Origin of the sequence: Pseudobutyrivibrio sp., assembly GCF_015057185.1 — a bacterium.
Taxonomy (GTDB): domain Bacteria; phylum Bacillota; class Clostridia; order Lachnospirales; family Lachnospiraceae; genus Pseudobutyrivibrio.
The window spans coordinates 1-16,236 of record NZ_SVEV01000020.1 but is presented as its reverse complement, the minus strand read 5'-3'; the positions used below and the strand labels follow the sequence as shown (position 1 = coordinate 16,236).

The 16,236-nt window shown below is 39.7% G+C and carries 17 protein-coding genes and 2 tRNA genes; 2 read left to right on the top strand and 17 right to left on the bottom strand.

The window, feature by feature from the left end:
- Positions 1-249: 249 nt before the first annotated feature.
- The 5 genes from E7276_RS09315 to E7276_RS09295 form a co-directional block, all read right to left on the bottom strand.
- The gene (locus E7276_RS09315; protein WP_294216672.1) at positions 250-1,371 is read right to left on the bottom strand and encodes a sensor histidine kinase; all 1,122 of its coding nucleotides are present in this window, start codon (positions 1,369-1,371) and stop codon (positions 250-252) included.
- A 266-nt stretch (positions 1,372-1,637) separates the two neighbouring features.
- The gene (locus tag E7276_RS09310) at positions 1,638-2,354 is read right to left on the bottom strand and encodes a LytR/AlgR family response regulator transcription factor (protein ID WP_294216670.1); all 717 of its coding nucleotides are present in this window, start codon (positions 2,352-2,354) and stop codon (positions 1,638-1,640) included.
- Between the two features lie 147 nt (positions 2,355-2,501).
- Positions 2,502-2,585, bottom strand: a tRNA-Leu gene (locus E7276_RS09305).
- Positions 2,586-2,679: 94 nt separating this feature from the next.
- Entirely contained in the window at positions 2,680-3,948 is a 1,269-nt protein-coding gene (locus E7276_RS09300; protein ID WP_294216668.1) for a diaminopimelate decarboxylase, read from the bottom strand.
- On the bottom strand, positions 3,945-4,616 hold the full coding sequence (locus tag E7276_RS09295; RefSeq protein ID WP_294216667.1) for a lytic transglycosylase domain-containing protein: 672 nt from the start codon (positions 4,614-4,616) through the stop codon (positions 3,945-3,947). Before E7276_RS09295 ends, E7276_RS09300 begins: the two co-directional genes overlap by 4 nt.
- A gap of 115 nt (positions 4,617-4,731) precedes the next feature.
- Here E7276_RS09295 and E7276_RS09290 point away from each other — a divergent pair.
- Together E7276_RS09290 and E7276_RS09285 are read left to right on the top strand one after the other, a co-directional pair.
- Positions 4,732-4,803, top strand: a tRNA-Thr gene (locus E7276_RS09290).
- A gap of 176 nt (positions 4,804-4,979) precedes the next feature.
- Positions 4,980-6,017, top strand: coding sequence for a M42 family metallopeptidase (locus E7276_RS09285; protein ID WP_294216665.1), 1,038 nt, complete (start codon positions 4,980-4,982; stop codon positions 6,015-6,017).
- Positions 6,018-6,138: 121 nt separating this feature from the next.
- Here E7276_RS09285 and E7276_RS09280 read toward each other — a convergent pair whose 3' ends face one another.
- The 12 genes from E7276_RS09280 to acpP form a co-directional block, all read right to left on the bottom strand.
- Positions 6,139-6,642 carry a MarR family winged helix-turn-helix transcriptional regulator gene (locus E7276_RS09280; RefSeq protein ID WP_294216662.1) on the bottom strand — a complete coding sequence of 168 codons (504 nt, stop codon included), beginning with the start codon at positions 6,640-6,642 and terminating at the stop codon, positions 6,139-6,141.
- 7 nt (positions 6,643-6,649) lie between these two features.
- The gene (gene fabZ / locus E7276_RS09275) at positions 6,650-7,075 is read right to left on the bottom strand and encodes a 3-hydroxyacyl-ACP dehydratase FabZ (RefSeq protein WP_442960445.1); all 426 of its coding nucleotides are present in this window, start codon (positions 7,073-7,075) and stop codon (positions 6,650-6,652) included.
- A 128-nt stretch (positions 7,076-7,203) separates the two neighbouring features.
- The gene (gene fabF, locus E7276_RS09270) at positions 7,204-8,433 is read right to left on the bottom strand and encodes a beta-ketoacyl-ACP synthase II (RefSeq protein WP_294216660.1); all 1,230 of its coding nucleotides are present in this window, start codon (positions 8,431-8,433) and stop codon (positions 7,204-7,206) included.
- Positions 8,433-9,158: a 3-oxoacyl-[acyl-carrier-protein] reductase gene (gene fabG, locus E7276_RS09265; protein ID WP_294216659.1), complete on the bottom strand. Its 726-nt coding sequence runs from the start codon at positions 9,156-9,158 to the stop codon at positions 8,433-8,435. The genes fabF and fabG overlap by 1 nt, the downstream gene beginning before the upstream one ends.
- Positions 9,155-10,111 carry an ACP S-malonyltransferase gene (fabD, locus tag E7276_RS09260; RefSeq protein ID WP_294216658.1) on the bottom strand — a complete coding sequence of 319 codons (957 nt, stop codon included), beginning with the start codon at positions 10,109-10,111 and terminating at the stop codon, positions 9,155-9,157. Before fabD ends, fabG begins: the two co-directional genes overlap by 4 nt.
- Positions 10,112-10,229: 118 nt before the next feature.
- Positions 10,230-11,165 (bottom strand): nitronate monooxygenase, encoded by a 936-nt coding sequence (locus tag E7276_RS09255; protein ID WP_294216656.1) that lies wholly within the window; start codon positions 11,163-11,165, stop codon positions 10,230-10,232.
- 114 nt (positions 11,166-11,279) lie between these two features.
- Positions 11,280-12,209 (bottom strand): beta-ketoacyl-ACP synthase III, encoded by a 930-nt coding sequence (locus tag E7276_RS09250; RefSeq protein WP_294216654.1) that lies wholly within the window; start codon positions 12,207-12,209, stop codon positions 11,280-11,282.
- The gene (gene accA, locus E7276_RS09245; protein ID WP_294216652.1) at positions 12,210-13,061 is read right to left on the bottom strand and encodes an acetyl-CoA carboxylase carboxyl transferase subunit alpha; all 852 of its coding nucleotides are present in this window, start codon (positions 13,059-13,061) and stop codon (positions 12,210-12,212) included.
- Positions 13,062-13,070: 9 nt separating this feature from the next.
- Positions 13,071-13,841, bottom strand: coding sequence for an acetyl-CoA carboxylase carboxyltransferase subunit beta (locus E7276_RS09240; RefSeq protein WP_294216650.1), 771 nt, complete (start codon positions 13,839-13,841; stop codon positions 13,071-13,073).
- Positions 13,841-15,217 carry an acetyl-CoA carboxylase biotin carboxylase subunit gene (gene accC / locus E7276_RS09235; protein ID WP_294216649.1) on the bottom strand — a complete coding sequence of 459 codons (1,377 nt, stop codon included), beginning with the start codon at positions 15,215-15,217 and terminating at the stop codon, positions 13,841-13,843. Before accC ends, E7276_RS09240 begins: the two co-directional genes overlap by 1 nt.
- Before the next feature lie 2 nt (positions 15,218-15,219).
- The gene (gene accB, locus E7276_RS09230) at positions 15,220-15,675 is read right to left on the bottom strand and encodes an acetyl-CoA carboxylase biotin carboxyl carrier protein (protein WP_294216647.1); all 456 of its coding nucleotides are present in this window, start codon (positions 15,673-15,675) and stop codon (positions 15,220-15,222) included.
- 2 nt (positions 15,676-15,677) lie between these two features.
- Positions 15,678-15,902, bottom strand: a complete 225-nt coding sequence (gene acpP, locus E7276_RS09225; RefSeq protein ID WP_294216646.1) for an acyl carrier protein — start codon at positions 15,900-15,902, stop codon at positions 15,678-15,680.
- Between the last annotated feature and the right edge of the window lie 334 nt (positions 15,903-16,236).

Here is a 16,236-nt window from a genome sequence, read left to right as displayed (position 1 = left end):
AGGATTTTTTCAATCTAAACCCATTTGATGTGGACTGCATTTTATATGATGTGAATGGCACTTATAATAGAGTTTTGCTTTGCAAAACTCCAGTAGTGCGAGCCGGCAATTGCTGTAAGCAATTATCTTCCTATGCCGGCGAGACACATCTTTCAAGCGCAGCTTTTTATTTACTTTATAGGAAATAGTATTTTCCTATAAAGTAAATAAAGCCTGCTACATTTCTGCAGCAGGCGCCATTCTGTATTCTTATCCAACAAACATTATGTTAAGCACAAACCATAACCCATCGTTTTCACTGAATTGCTTAATTTCAATATCACCATTATATTTTCTAGCGATTTCCCTTATGTTACGTACACCAAATCCATGACCATCGTCATTCTTTATTGAAATAGGAACACCTTCCTCATCAATCTGAGCCTTTTTATCAGACTTATTCTTAATGCTAATAATGTATACATTTTCTCGTTCAACTGATGTTATTTCAACATATGGCTCATTAACTCTAAGCGAGGCTTCGTAGGCGTTTTGTAAGGCATTTGTAAGAACTACACACATTTCAAATGGATTAACAGCTACATTACTTGGATATTTTAAGGATGTCTTTAGTGTTATGCCATTATCAGCAAACCTATCTACAAACTCTGATATTGCAATATCAGTTACGACATTTCCCGTTTTAACTGATGGGACTATATTGCTATATGCCTCTTCCCAATTGCCAAGATAATCCCTTAGTTCCTGATACTTTTCTGTCTCCAAAAGACCTTTCATTACAGCCATATGATTGCCTGTATCATGACGAAGGGCTCTCATCTGCTGATAAACATTATCAACTTGGCCTACATATTGCTTGCTATCTTCAATCTGTCTGGCCAGCACGCGATTAGCGTATTCTATTTCTTTGTTAGCCTTTATGCTCTGGTAAAAGTAAAGAGTAACACAAAGCGTTAAATAAGCCATTATGCAAAACAGTATGCGATACATATTGCCTGGAATATTAGCCTTGATGCTACCGTTTTCAATGCCATCAAACCATAGCATATAGTACGAATAAATAATTCGTGTAGCAAGGAAGATGCTTATACATGGAATTAATAACATAATCAGTTCCTTCCAAGATAGGTCTTCTTGCTTATTTTTGTATGTTTTTAGAAGCAGCTTGATAGAGAAGAAGAGTAGCAATAAAGCTAATCCATACTCGACAATCGTTGATACAACATATTCAGCTACAATTGCAGGGATGCTTTCTCTAAATAATTTAAAGTTAAAAACAAAATCTCTTTCATAAAAACCAAGCTCAGTGAATATTTCCAAGCTTAACCATCTAATGATAAAAAAGCTAACACATAGAAATATTTTCTGCATAAGATTTCTTTTTTCATCTAAATAGAAAAGGATCACGCCAACAAAAAGCAATGAAAAAATCGAGATTGTCAGTCTTATTCCATTTTGGACATCGACATGCCTTAGTATACAGTCTGTAATCCATTCGAAAACTACTGCATAATAAACTGACTTCATATTTTTTACAAACGGCCTGAGCCAATAAATAAATAACACAGAAGTAATTATGCAATATATCTCGATTACAGTATTCATAAAATAATTAAAGAATGCATCAGACACCATCATCACAATCCTCTTGTATTAAATGATAAAAAAGCTCTTACCAAATCTTGATACTTGCCTCGGGCAACAGGTATTTCTTCGCCAGCCACTTTTACAATTTTGGAATTATAAGATTGAATTGCTGAAAGATTAATCAGATATGCCCTATGAACCCTAAAAAAATCATTTCCAACAGTATTCTCTAAATCTGTCATTCGTCCATAGTATTCAATCTCATCATTATCACTCATGTGAAGCACAATTCTACGGTTAAATACCTCAGCAAATGCAATTTCTGATATAGAAACACTTCGGCTTAATCCATTGGATTTGATTATAAATGACTTATTATCAGGCACTACTGGCGTTACTCTAGTTTGTCTATGTATTATTTCTTCAACGGCTGCACGCAGCACCTCGTTTAACTTATTTTTATCAATGGGTTTAACAAGATAATTAAAAGCTCTCACATCGAAGGCTTTAAAAACATATTCCTCTAAAGCAGTAACAAAGATAATCACTGCATCACTTCCATTAGCGCGGACTTGCTTAGCGAGCTCCATGCCATCAATTCCAGGCATCTGTATATCTAGAAACAGAATGTCAGGATTATATGCTGCTTCCAATAAGTCCTCAGCAGATTCATAGCATTTAACAATGGCATCTGTAATCTCATCAGAAATGCTTTTTGCTATGAAATCTCTTATATATTTTTCATCATCACATATTGCAATTTTCATTTCCACCCCCACCGCATATACGAATATTATAACTGATTTTACGATATATATACCTTGCCTATTGTGTGAAACGCAGCTTTTTTGTTGTGAAATGTATGTTTCATACAAAAAAAAGTGGCCTAGCCATGCTAGACCACTTTTAATTTATGCCGGCAGTGGGACTTGAACCCACACGATGTTGCCATCAACAGATTTTGAGTCTGCCTCGTCTGCCAATTCCGACATGCCGGCGTCCGAAGAATAGTATACTAAAAGGGGATACTATTTTCAACAATTAATTTCAAAAAATGGACTCCTTTTTTAGGAGTCCACATAAGTTAAATTCTTACTTTTTAAGAATGCCGTCAACCACTCCAAGTTCATCAAATGTCGCAAGATAATCCTTAATAGTTTCTGGGCGGCGAATCAGCTTGTAGCTGCCATCCTCCTGAAGAAGCACCTCTGCACTCTTGAGCTTTCCGTTGTAGTTATAGCCCATTGAGTAGCCGTGAGCACCTGTGTCATGGATAAAGAGAATGTCTCCCATGTCAATTTTAGGAAGCTGGCGGTCTACAGCAAATTTGTCGCAATTCTCGCATAGAGAACCAGTAACATCATATACATGATCCTCAGCGTCATGCTCCTTTCCAAGAACAGTCACATGATGATATGAACCATAAACTGCTGGACGCATAAGGTCAACTGCGCAAGCGTCAACTCCGATGTACTCCTTGTAAATGTGCTTTTCATGAATAGCTGTTGTAACAAGTCCACCATATGGTCCCATCATGAAACGGCCCATCTCAGTGAAGATTGCTAAATCTATACCAGCTGGTGTGAGGATTTCTTCGTATGCCTTGCGAACTCCCTCTCCGATAACTGCTATATCATTAGGCTTTTGGTCCGGTCTATATGCAATACCAACACCGCCAGAAAGATTTACGAAAGAAAGCTGAATACCAGTCTTTTCTTTGAGCTCAACTACGAGCTTGAATAAATCCTTAGCAAGAGCTGGATAGTATTCGTTAGTTACAGTATTAGAAACAAGGAATGCATGGATTCCGAACTCTTCTACTCCCTTGTCTCTAAGAATCTGGTATGCCTCAAATATCTGCTCCTTTGTCATACCATATTTGCTATCGCCAGGATTGTCCATGATGCCATTTGAAAGCTCATATACTCCACCTGGATTATAGCGGCAGCACATTCTCTTAGGAAAATGACCAACTGCCTTTTCAAAATAATCAATGTGAGTAAAGTCATCTAGGTTAACGATGACACCAAGCTCATCTGCATATTTGAATTCTTCTGCTGGTGTATCGTTAGACGAAAACATAATCTCATCGCCCTTGAAACCAATCTCATTAGAAAGGGCAAGCTCTACATATGACGCACAATCAACGCCACAGCCTTCCTCCTGAAGAATCTTTAAGATAAATGGATTTGGATTTGCCTTTACTGCAAAATACTCTTTGAAGCCTTTGTTCCAGCTGAAGGCTGCATTTACAGCTCTAGCATTTTCTCTCATTCCCTTTTCATCATAGATATTAAATGGTGTAGGGATAGTCTTAGTAATTTCTTGGATTTTTTCTTTTGTTACAAATGGGGTTTTCATAAATAGTTAATCTCCGCTAGTGTCTTTCGTAAAACATCATACTCTTCTGTTTCAGGCAACATTTTTAATAGCGTCCTAAGGTCTTCTTCGATATCAGCTTTTGATGCATCTCTAGAAACATAGTTCGCATAAGGAACATCAGCTCCTCGTTTCATTATTGCCTTAATGCTTTTAACATAACTCTGTGTCTCTCCGTATGGTGGAACTCCATTGTATTTTTTTACCACACTACTTCCTGCATTATAGGCAGCCAAAGCTTTATCTACATTCCCGTTGAACTCTTTTAGCTTCTGAGAAATGTATTTGGCTCCTGCCATAATGTTTTCATAGGCGTCAAATGGGTGCTCCAGCCCAAGTCCCTTAGCTGTTTCCGGCATAATCTGCATTATCCCCATTGCACCGCTTCTGCTGACAGCATCAGGATCAAATCCTGATTCCTGCTGCGCCATAGCTGTAAGCAAATCATAGCTAACACCATATTTCCTACTGGCCTCTAAAAAAATATCTTTGTAGGATGTGGCTGTAGATGTGCTATCTGCCACTGAAGAAGTGTTAAGCGCCTTTGTAAAGGCGTCACTATTGGTAGAAGTTGTTTCCTTTGACCTGATTTCAGATAGCATCTCCTGATAGGTCAAAATTTCCCCTGCAGACAATACCGAAATTCTCATACTTATCCCCTAAAAACCCCTGAATCAAATTTAAAAAAGTCATTTTAAAAATGCTCTCAACGGTTGACATTACTCCACAGCTTTGATATGCTTTTTCTTGCTGAATAAGCATTTTGCTGGTGTGGCTCAGAGGTAGAGCACTTCCTTGGTAAGGAAGGGGTCACGGGTTCAATTCCCGTCACCAGCTCTTTTTATTTGCTCTACACTTTACCACACTACCGTGCTGGTGTAAACCGTTTTTTCTATATAAATATAGTATCTATTATAATTCCCCAATTCAATGAATATACTGTGAATAATTTTTGACCTTCAAGCTGGAAAATATAGTACAATACTGTCAGTAATTAAATGGAGGTTACATTTATGAAGACAAAAGAATATGTTGAATTTATGGTTGATAAAGCCGTAGAAATTCTTGGAATTGACAGTCCTACTGGATTTACCGCAAATGCGGCAAAGCACATTATGGCTGAATATAAAAAGCTTGGATACAATCCAGTCCTTACCACAAAGGGTGGAGTCTTAGTTGATTTAGGTGGCAAGAATTCGGACGATGCTATTCTTGTTGAGGCGCATATGGATACACTTGGTGGAATGGTTTGTAAAATCAAGAGCAACGGAAATCTTGAGCTTACACCACTTGGTGGATTTAGCCCTAATAATGGAGAAGCCGAAAACTGCCGCATTTATACACGTGATGGCAAGGTTTACGAAGGTACTTTCCAGCTTAATGATGCCTCTGTTCATGTAAACGATGATTACAAAACTACTGCGCGTGAATTTAAATCAATGGAAGTTGTTATTGATGAAGAAGTTTCTAGTGCCGAAGACACTAAAAAGCTTGGCATCATGATTGGTGACATCGTAGCTTTTGAGCCTCGTACTCGTGTAACAAAATCAGGTTATATCAAGAGCCGTTTCCTTGATGACAAGCTTTCTGTTGGTATTTTACTTGGTCAGGCAAAATATTTAGCAGACAACAAAATCACTCCTGAGCGCAAGCTATATCACCACATCACAGTATATGAAGAGGTTGGACATGGTGCCTGCGGAACAGTTCCAGAGGGTGTTACTGAGATTCTTTCTGTAGATATGGGTTGCATTGGCGAAGGCCTTGATTGCAAAGAAACACAGGTAAGTATCTGTGCCAAGGATTCTAATGGACCATACAACTATAATGTTGTTACAAACCTAATCAATGCAGCAAAGGATAACAAAATCGATTTTGCTGTAGATGTTTATCCACATTATGGTTCAGATGCAGACGCAGCATTAAATGCAGGCTATGACGTAAAACACGGCCTAATCGGAGCAGGTGTATATGCCAGCCACGGATACGAACGCTCCCACAAGAAAGGAGTCGAGAACACATTCAAGCTGTTGATAAATTATATTAAATAAAAATAAGGCTGCAGTATTTATCAAGCTCTATGTGTCGTTTTTTGAGGAGTATAGCGCACGCGATCTCAAAAAATGACATCATAGGCTTGATAATGTAACTGCAGCCTTATTATGTAGTTTTTTAAATTGTCACCGGCGGGATGTTCACCTCTTGCATAAGCTCGTGGGACATATCCTTAAGGATACCATCTAGGATTTCAACCTGCTCCTTTGAAAAGAATTCCTTTGAACGTTCTACTACCGTATTTACGTATTTCTGTGAAAGATTGAAATAATTTAAATACTTGTCGGTAACACGTAAATGAAACTCTCGTCTATCAGTCTCAGACTGTATCTTTTCTATGTAGCCTTTTTTGATAAGACTGTTTACCTTGTAGGCTGCATTTGGAGAAGATACATTAATGAAATTGGCAAACTCTGCAACAGTCGGATTCTTAAGCGCATAAATAATCTCCACGCAAAACAATTCCACTGTAGTAAGTGATGTCTCTCTGGAATTGAGTTTCTTAAACATTTCCTGATAAAAGTGTATTTTGAACTTTGTATACACCTCTGAAAGTGTCTGCTCTAACATTTCTAGTACCTGTTCCTTTTTTAATAATTTTTTACTCCCTAGAAACATCATAACCAATCTATTCTCCTATGGCAAAGGAAATTTCTGCCTTTGCTGCAATTTGACCATCTACATATGCTACTGCTTCGCCAAATCCTACAGGACCTTTTCTTGATGTGAGTTTACATTCAAGCTGCAAAACATCCCCTGGCTCTACCTGTTTTTTGAATCTGGCATTCTTGATTCCACCAAAGAAAGCAAGCTTTCCTTTGTTCTCTTCCTCTGTTAAAAGTGCTACTGCTCCAACCTGTGCAAGCGCTTCAATTATGAGCACTCCAGGCATTACAGGATGTCCAGGGAAGTGACCAAGAAAATGCATTTCGTTTGCACTTACACATTTGATTCCCTTGGCATAGCTGCCTGGCTCACATTCTGTAATTCTATCTACCAACAAAAATGGATATCTATGTGGCAGAATCTCTTGTATTTCTGAATTATTTAAAATCATATCAACTCCAAATCCGCTGGTTACAGCTACAAGCCTTAGTGTTTCTTCATTCAGCTAAAATGCTTCATTCAGAAACCTAAGAGCTTGATGCTTACCAGCTCATCTAACATCCTTACCACCGATGTTTAATACTTTTTAAATACGATGGATGCGTTATGCCCTCCGAAGCCAAGGGCGTTTGAAAGGGCGTATTTAATATCCACTTCACGTCCAATGTTTGGAACTATATCCAAATCACAAGCCTCATCTTTTTCAAGATAATTAATAGTTGCAGGAACAAAACCATCCTTAAGTGCAAGAGCTGTAATAATACCCTCTACTGCGCCTGCAGCTCCAAGCAAATGTCCAGTCATGGACTTTGTTGAACTAACCATAAGCTTATAAGCATGGTCACCAAAGGCCTTTTTAATGGCAAGTGTCTCTCCTGCATCATTAAGACTTGTACTTGTTCCATGGGCATTGATGTAATCAATGTCATTCATCTCAATGCCGGCATCCTTTACAGCAAGAGTCATACACTTTGCACCGCCTTCTCCCTCTGGATTAGGAGCTGTAATATGATAAGCGTCGCAGTTACTGCCATAGCCTACTATCTCAGCATATATTTTTGCACCTCTTGCAAGAGCATGCTCTAATTCCTCGATAACAAGGATTCCTGCACCTTCACCCATTACGAAGCCATGACGTTCCTTATCAAATGGAATGGATGCACGATTAGGATCCTCGCTTGTGCAAAGAGCCTTCATTGATTGAAAGCCTCCAATAGCAAGTGGCATAACAACTCCTTCGGCTCCACCACATACCATTACATCCTCATAACCATCTCTAATTCTGTGGAAAGAATCACCAATTGCATTATTTGAGCTTGCGCAAGCGGTAACTACTGAGGTACACATACCCTTTAGGCCATACATAATTGCAATCTGGCCTGCTGCCATATTGCTAATTGCCATTGGAATAAAATATGGCGAAATTTTACCATAGCCCTTTTCCTCACCCTTACCATGCTCAGTTGCAATAGTATTTAATCCACCGATACCAGATGAAACAATACATCCACATCTATCAGCGTTTTCCTTTTCCATATCAAGGCCAGCATCTTCCATGGCCTCTTTTGCTGCTGCACATGCATACTGAGTATACACATCCATTCTTCTAGCCTCTTTTGGGCCGAGGATTTCTGAAGCATCAAAATTTTTCACTTCGCCAGCAAGCTTTACCTTTAGATCTGACGCATCAAAATGGGTTATAGGACCAATTCCGCATTTGCCTTTTTTCACTGCTGACCAAGTGGACTCAACATCATTTGCAAGCGGGTTTACTGTACCCATTCCTGTAATTACAACTCTTCTCATTACATACCTCCGGTAACTTCAATAACCTGTCCTGTCACATATGAAGCCTTCTCTGATGCTAAAAATTCCACCACATTAGCCACATCCTCTGGTGTTCCAAATCTGCCAGCAGGTATTTGTTTTTTATATGCTTCCTTTACACTCTCAGGAAGTTCATCAGTCATTGCTGTCTGAATAAAGCCTGGAGCTACCGCATTTACGTTAATTCCTTTGCTGCCATATTCTCTAGCCACTGATTTAGTAAATCCAATTATTCCGGCTTTACTTGCACAGTAATTTGCCTGACCCGGATTTCCTTGAACTCCAACAATAGATGTTATGTTTATAATCTTTCCATTACGGGCCTTCATCATATCCTTGATGGCAGCCTTTGTGCATAGGAAAGTTCCCTTCAAATTAATGTCTACTACAGAATCAAAATCATTTTCGCTCATGCGAATCAACAATCCATCTTTTGTGATACCTGCATTATTAACCAGGATTTCAACAGGTCCCAGATTTTCTTTAACAGTTGTAAACATATTTGCAACATCATCTGCATTACTTACATCTGCTTTTACCGAGATTCCTTTGACACCGATTTTCTCGCACGCTTCAATTGTCTCTTTTGCTGCTGCTTCATTTCCTGAATAGCAAATAGCTACATCATGCCCTGCTTTTGCTAGATTCTCAGCAATAACTCTTCCGATTCCACGGCTTCCGCCTGTTACCAAAGCTACACTCATGCCAATAGCTCCTTTACTGTATTTTCAAAGTCGTCAACTGTATCAATTGAATAAACCTTTACATTATCTACTGTTTTATTAATAAATTTGCTGATTGCTTTTCCTGGGCCTACCTCGATGATTGTATCCACACCTTCGTCCACCATGTATTTAATTGAATCCTCAAGGTACACAGAAGATTGAACCTGTTTCTCTAACAACTCTGCCACAGTATCATCATTGGTTTTTTCTTTGCCAAGACAATTGAATACAACCTTTGAGTTAGCCTCTTTGAAATCGATGCTTTCAAATTCTTTTGCCAATTTATCTCCAGCAGGCTTCATAAGGCTTGTGTGGAATGGTCCACTTAGCTTGAGTGGAAGAATACGTTTAGCGCCAGCATCCTTTAAAAATGTACTAGCTTTATCTACAGCAAGAGCATCGCCTGATATAACAATCTGCCCTGGACAATTGTAGTTAGCAGGTTGAACAATGTTCTCATTATGGTAAAACTCATTTGCGAACTCGCATGCTTCCTTTACTGTTTCCCTATCAGCTCCAAGAACTGCACACATCTTTACCACATGATCATTTGCTGCCTCTGACATGTATTTTCCACGCTTTGCGATAAGGTCGAGAATTGTATCCTCGTCTAAAACTCCAGCTTCATATAAAGCTGAATACTCTCCTAAGCTAAGACCACAAGTGTAATCAGCCTTGATTCCCTTTTCATGTAAAAGCTTTGTAACGCCGATGGCGAAAGCAACCATGGCCGGCTGAGTATATCTTGTTTGTGATAATTGCTCTTCAGGACCATTAAAGCTTAACTCGGCAACATTCATTTCAGTTACTGGCTTTACAGTGTCAGTTGCACTGTCAATTGTTGTCTTGAAGGTGTCATATTTCTCATAGAAATCCTGACCCATTCCAACTTTTTGGGAACCCTGCCCCGCATATACAATTCCTAATTTCATAAGCCTCCTAATCTCGGCCGTTACACTCTCAAGCCTGAGATGTTACTCCGTTCAGCTTGAAATGCTTCACTTGAGTAACACTCAGAGCTTGATAGCTACGGCCTATTTAAAATACATTTTAAATTGCAATTGTATTAGCGGTTGCGAGTGTACGTTTTGCACCGCTATATAACTCATCCATTATTTCCTTAACAGGACGGATTGCGTTTAATTGTCCGCATACCTGACCTGCCATAACAGAGCCTCTTATCATGTCACCATCATTTACAGCTCTTCTAAGACCACCAAGGGTTATTTTTTCAAGTTCTTCACGATTAGCGCCAGAAGCCTCAAGCTTCAAATATTCTCTGGCCATTTCGTTTTTGATAATACGAACTGGAGCACCCTGACTACGTCCTGTTACAGTTGTGGAATTATCCTTTGATTTGATAAGTGTCTGCTTATAATTCTCATGAATAGGACACTCCTCTGAAACAAGAAGACATGTGCCAATCTGTACTCCACATGCTCCAAGCATAAGCGCTGCTGCCATCTGTTTTCCACTTGCGATTCCGCCTGCTGCAATAACAGGAATATTTACTGCTTCTACAACCTGTGGCAATAAAGTCATTGTAGTCATGTCGCCAACATGTCCACCTGATTCTCCACCCTCAGCAATAATAGCGTCAGCGCCTGCTCTTACCATAATCTTTGCAAGAGCAACGGAAGCAACAACTGGGAAAACCTTGGCTCCCATTTCCTTCCACGCAGCCATGTACTTTCCAGGATTACCTGCGCCAGTTGTGATAAACTGAACCTTTTCTTCAACAAGCATTTGGGCAATATTATCCACATCAGGATTCATCAACATTAGGTTCACACCAAATGGCTTGTCTGTTTTACTTTTACAAATTCTAATCTGTTCTCTAAGAGCCTCTGCATTCATACCGCCTGAAGCCACAAGCCCAAGTCCACCTGCATTTGAAACGGCAGCGGCGAACTCACCTGTAGCAATATTGGCCATGCCGCCCTGAATAATAGGATACTTAGTACCAGTCAAATTACTTAAAGTCATTCTCAACCTCTAATCCGCTGGTTACACTATCAAGCCTGAGATATTACCTACAGTCACTAAAATGTTCCCTTCGGTAACACTCAGAGCTTGATAGTTACCAGCTCATCAATAATTTTACATTTCCATAATTACGGCACCCCAGGTGCGTCCAGCACCAAAAGCACACATCAATATTTTTTCTTTAGCTTTGATTTTGCCAGCCTTTATAGCTTCATCTAAGGCAAGTCCTACGCTAGCCGCAGAAGTATTGCCATATTTTTCAATATTTACAACGAATTTTTCCATTGGCTGTTTTACTTTCTTTGCAATGGACTCAATTATTCTTAGATTAGCCTGATGCATTACAAAATGATCAATCTCATCATACGTAAGGCCCGCTTCGTTTACTACCTGCTCAATCACCTTTGGAACTGTGGCCACAGCAAATTTGTATGTACCCTGTCCATCCATATGAATGTATCCATCTGGAGCTTTGATGTGTATCATGTCCTCATCACCATCCACACCTATAACAGAAGAATATAATCCATCTGACAAGGTAACTACTGCAGCGGCTGCACCATCTCCAAATAACACGCATGTGCTTCTGTCTGTCATATCCATTTTCTTGGAAAGCACTTCCGCACCTACTACAATTCCAGCCTTGCAGCCTCTAGCCATAAGAATTCCTCGCATAGTTTCAAGGCCAAATACAAAGCCTGAACAGCCAGCACTTAAATCAAATGCGATAATATCTTTATTCAAACCCAACCTATCCTGAACTAAGCAAGCGGTTGATGGTGAAAAATAATCGCCTGATACCGTACATACGATAATCGCTCCAATATCCTCACTTGCCAATCCTGATTTTTCAAATGCTGCCCTTGCAGCCTTTTCTGCAAGCAAAGTGTGATTTTCTTCCTCAGTAACAAAATGTCTTTCAGACATTCCTGTACGCTGTTTTATCCATTCATCACTGGTCTCAACAATTTGTGCCAAATCATCATTGGTAACAATTCGGCTTGGGGCTGCTGAACCAGTAGCTAGTATTTTTAATCCTGTCATTTATATGTTTCCCATTCTTACCTGAGATGTTTCTGTTAAGAATCTCTCATCCATCTTTCTGAACTTATTGAATCTTTCTGCTGCAAGTTCCTGTCCTGACATTCCATCAAATTCCTTTAAGGCTGCAGCAATCTGCTTATCAATTCTTGTAAACAAACGGTTAAAAGGATTTATATTATCCTCTTCTTTTACAACCGAAAGTCCACAACCACGTTCAGAAATAATTCCATCAATAACTCCAAACTCCAACAAATCCTGGGCTGTAAGCTTCATAACTTCAGCAGCCTCATCTCTTCGTGCACTATCGTGCCACAATATAGAAGCAAAACCTTCTGGAGAAAGAACTGAGTAAATTGCATTTTCAAGCATATATACTCTATTTGCCACTGCAATGCCAAGAGCCCCACCACTGCTGCCTTCGCCAGTAACAATAGAAATAACTGGAACCTTTAGAGCACTCATCCCTGCCAAGTTTTCTGCAATAGCCTGAGCCTGACCAAACATTTCTGCTTCCAAACCAGGATAGGCACCAGGAGTATCTACAAAAGTAATAATAGGTCTGCCAAACTTCTCAGCTTGCTTCATAAGTCTAAGGGCCTTGCGATAGCCCTCTGGGCCTGGCATGCCAAAGTTACAATCAATATTTTCCTCTACTGAATTCCCTTTGCGATGACCAATAACTGTAACTGGTCTACCGTGAAATAGAGCTATACCGCCATAAATGCTTTTATCATCTTTTCCCAGGTAATCGCCCTTCTGCTGGAAGAAATCCGTAAATACGTTATCGATATAATCTGTAATCTTAGGTCTATCCTTATCGCGAGCCCTTAACACTCTATCAATTGCATTCATAAAGACCTCCTATTTACCATGCAACATCAGAATCTTTGAAAGAGTTTCTTTCATGTTTTCTCTTCTAACTATTTCATCTACAAATCCATGCTCCTCAAGGAACTCAGCTCTTTGAAATCCTTCAGGAAGCTTTTGCCCAATAGTCTGTTCAATAACTCTAGGTCCTGCAAATCCTATAAGGGCTTTAGGCTCAGCCAATGTTATATCTCCTAAAGTCGCAAAGCTTGCAGAAACGCCTCCTGTTGTTGGATGAGTGAGAACTGTAATATAAAGCCCCCCTTCATCCTTGAACTTCTGAATCACTGCACTTGTTTTTGCCATCTGCATCAGACTAAGTATGCCCTCTTGCATTCTGGCTCCACCGCTGGCTGTGAAAATAATAAATGGTAGCTTATGTTTTCCCGCATATTCAGCAGCGTTACAAACTGTCTCCCCCAGTTCTATTCCCATTGAAGCCATCATGAACTTTTTATTCATAACAGCAAGCACCACTGAATGACCATCAATTTCACATATGCCAGAAACTATTGCATCATGACAATCATTTTCCTGTCTAAGCTCCTCTTTCTTTTCCACGTATCCGTCAAAATCAAGGGGATTTGTTTCTGGAAACTCAAATGAAAATTCTTTAAATGAACCCTCATCTGCAATATCATTTATCCTGTCCCAAACGCCATATTCCTTCACAGGCTTTATGGCTGGTTCCAATAATTCAGTTGGGTTTTCACGTAAATCTTTATAGCGATTAAACTTATTCTTTCTTTCATCAACAATGTTCATTATTCAACCTCTACAGCTTTATCCCAAGCAAGAATCTCATCCATATGCTCTTCTATAAAGCTGACATTGTAATTACCCTTAATAAAATCAGGATGATGCAAAAGCAAATAGTCAAAATCACCATTAGTTGTAATACCTTCGGTAACAAGCTCTAAAAGCGCCCTTCGCATTCGTCTGATAGCTTCAAGTCTAGTCGGTGCATGAACGATAATTTTTGCCATCATAGAATCATAAAATGGGCTTGTCTCATAGCCGTTATACAGCAATGTATCAACTCTTACTCCAGGGCCACCAGGGAAATTCAAAAATGATATTTTACCTGTATTTGCCATAAAGTTTTTTGCAGGATCCTCTGCATTAATTCGGCACTCTATAGCATGGCCATTTATTTTTACATCCTTTTGCCTAATTTTAAGAGGCTCATGGAAAGCAATTCGAATCTGCTGTTTTATAAGGTCAATGCCGGTAACGGCCTCAGTAACCCCGTGTTCAACCTGAATACGAGTGTTCATTTCGATGAAATAATAATGGTCTTTTTCGTCCAAAACAAATTCAACCGTCCCTGCATTTCTGTAGCCAGCCGCCTTTGCAGCTGCTACAGCCGCTTTTCCCATTGACTTTCGCAAGTCATCTTTTATATACATACATGGGCTTTCCTCTATCAACTTTTGGTTCTTACGTTGAATAGAGCAGTCGCGCTCCCCTAAATGAATAACATTTCCATGTTCATCAGCTAAAATCTGAAACTCAATATGTCTTGGGTTTATGATTAGCTTTTCAACATACATCTCATCATCATTGAAACAAGCTCTAGTCTCAGCCTTTGCTTCTTCATACAGCTTTTTTAGATCTTCAGGATGGTACACCCTGCGCATTCCGCGACCACCGCCTCCGGCACTGGCCTTAATTAAAACAGGATATCCGATTTTCTTTGCAATCTTCTCTAACTTTTTATAATCCTCAACCGGTCCATCCGAGCCTGGCACCACTGGAACTCCAGCCTTCATCATCATTTTTCTCGCTGCAGCCTTATTTCCCAGCGCATCCATAGCATCCGCTGTAGGCCCAATAAAAGTAATTCCCGCTGCTTCGCATTTACGTACAAACTCGGAATTCTCTGACAAAAAGCCAAAACCGGGATGAAGCGCATCACACCCCGTCACCTGCGCCGCAGATATAATAGCGTCCATATTCAAATAGCTATCAGCTGCCCTAGCAGGTCCAATACAGATACTTTTTGTTGCAAGCTTTACATGTAAAGATTCTTTGTCAGCAGTAGAATAAACAGCAACACACTCGATATTCATCTCCATGCATGCCCTGATTATTCTCACTGCTATTTCCCCGCGATTAGCAATTAAAATTCTCTTAAACATAACTAATCTCCTATGAGGAACAGCTTCTCTTCAAAGCCAACAACATCCTGATTCTTAACGTAGATTTCCTTAACCACGCCATCCTTTGGGCAAGTAATCTCGCTCATCATCTTCATGGCCTCAATAAGGCAAAGAACCTGACCAGATTTAACCTTGTCACCAACCTGCACATAAGGCTTTTCCTCAGGAGAAGGAGCCGAATAGAACACTCCCACAAGTGGTGCCAGCACAAGCTCGCCATCAACCTTAGTCTCCTGAACCTCTGAAACCTCAGCAGCCCCATCTGGCTGGGCAACCATCTGCTGTACAACCGGCTGAGCTGCTTGCTGCCCTACAACAGCAATCTGGCTAGTAGGCTTCTTAAGCTTTAACTCTACATCTTCCTGTTTAATACTAAGATATGAGCTGCTGCTTTCATCGAAAGCCTTCAGCAGCTCCTTAATTTCTTTTAATTCCATGATTACTTATGTTCCTCAAGATAATTAACGATATCAGCAACAGTCTTAATCTCTGCCATAGCATCCTCATCAATTGTGATACCTGTCTTTTCCTCAACTGCAAGGGAAAGCTCAACAGCGTCAAGTGAATCTGCACCAAGGTCCTCAAACAAATTAGCCTCCATTGTAACCTTCTCTGCTGCACAGCTAAGTGTGTCGATAATTACTTCTTTAACTACTTCAAACATAAATTTTCTCCTTTTTCATTCCAATTGATAAATAATCTCATTAGCTAAATTATTTTAGTTAAAATATTTTAACTAACTATTCCATATAATACCCAACTTTTTCCCCATGTCAAGATATTAGTTAAAATTTTTTAAGTATCTTCTCGCCTGTCTATTTTCTTTATGCCCTTACACTTCCCTTCCTAGGCCCTATTTGCCTCACTCCACCTGTGTTTTTTATCCACCCACCCCAGGCCGCCTGCCGCCACCCTTTTTAAGAACAATTTCGCGAATATTTTTAGTTTTCCAATATGCAAAAGGGAGCATCCCGCATGTGTCTTTCTATGGATGAACT

Coding starts and splice junctions, on each gene's coding strand:
- acpP (WP_294216646.1), bottom strand. CDS start 15,902: ATGTTTGAAGTAGTTAAAGAAGTAATTATCGACACACTTAGCTGTGCA.
- accA (WP_294216652.1), bottom strand. CDS start 13,061: ATGAATGCAATTGATAGAGTGTTAAGGGCTCGCGATAAGGATAGACCT.
- accB (WP_294216647.1), bottom strand. CDS start 15,675: ATGGAATTAAAAGAAATTAAGGAGCTGCTGAAGGCTTTCGATGAAAGC.
- E7276_RS09280 (WP_294216662.1), bottom strand. CDS start 6,642: ATGATGTTTCTAGGGAGTAAAAAATTATTAAAAAAGGAACAGGTACTA.
- E7276_RS09285 (WP_294216665.1), top strand. CDS start 4,980: ATGAAGACAAAAGAATATGTTGAATTTATGGTTGATAAAGCCGTAGAA.
- E7276_RS09255 (WP_294216656.1), bottom strand. CDS start 11,165: ATGACTTTAAGTAATTTGACTGGTACTAAGTATCCTATTATTCAGGGC.
- accC (WP_294216649.1), bottom strand. CDS start 15,217: ATGTTTAAGAGAATTTTAATTGCTAATCGCGGGGAAATAGCAGTGAGA.
- fabF (WP_294216660.1), bottom strand. CDS start 8,433: ATGAGAAGAGTTGTAATTACAGGAATGGGTACAGTAAACCCGCTTGCA.
- E7276_RS09250 (WP_294216654.1), bottom strand. CDS start 12,209: ATGACAGGATTAAAAATACTAGCTACTGGTTCAGCAGCCCCAAGCCGA.
- fabD (WP_294216658.1), bottom strand. CDS start 10,111: ATGAAATTAGGAATTGTATATGCGGGGCAGGGTTCCCAAAAAGTTGGA.
- fabG (WP_294216659.1), bottom strand. CDS start 9,158: ATGAGTGTAGCTTTGGTAACAGGCGGAAGCCGTGGAATCGGAAGAGTT.
- E7276_RS09300 (WP_294216668.1), bottom strand. CDS start 3,948: ATGAAAACCCCATTTGTAACAAAAGAAAAAATCCAAGAAATTACTAAG.
- E7276_RS09240 (WP_294216650.1), bottom strand. CDS start 13,841: ATGAACATTGTTGATGAAAGAAAGAATAAGTTTAATCGCTATAAAGAT.
- E7276_RS09310 (WP_294216670.1), bottom strand. CDS start 2,354: ATGAAAATTGCAATATGTGATGATGAAAAATATATAAGAGATTTCATA.
- E7276_RS09295 (WP_294216667.1), bottom strand. CDS start 4,616: ATGAGAATTTCGGTATTGTCTGCAGGGGAAATTTTGACCTATCAGGAG.
- E7276_RS09315 (WP_294216672.1), bottom strand. CDS start 1,371: ATGCAGAAAATATTTCTATGTGTTAGCTTTTTTATCATTAGATGGTTA.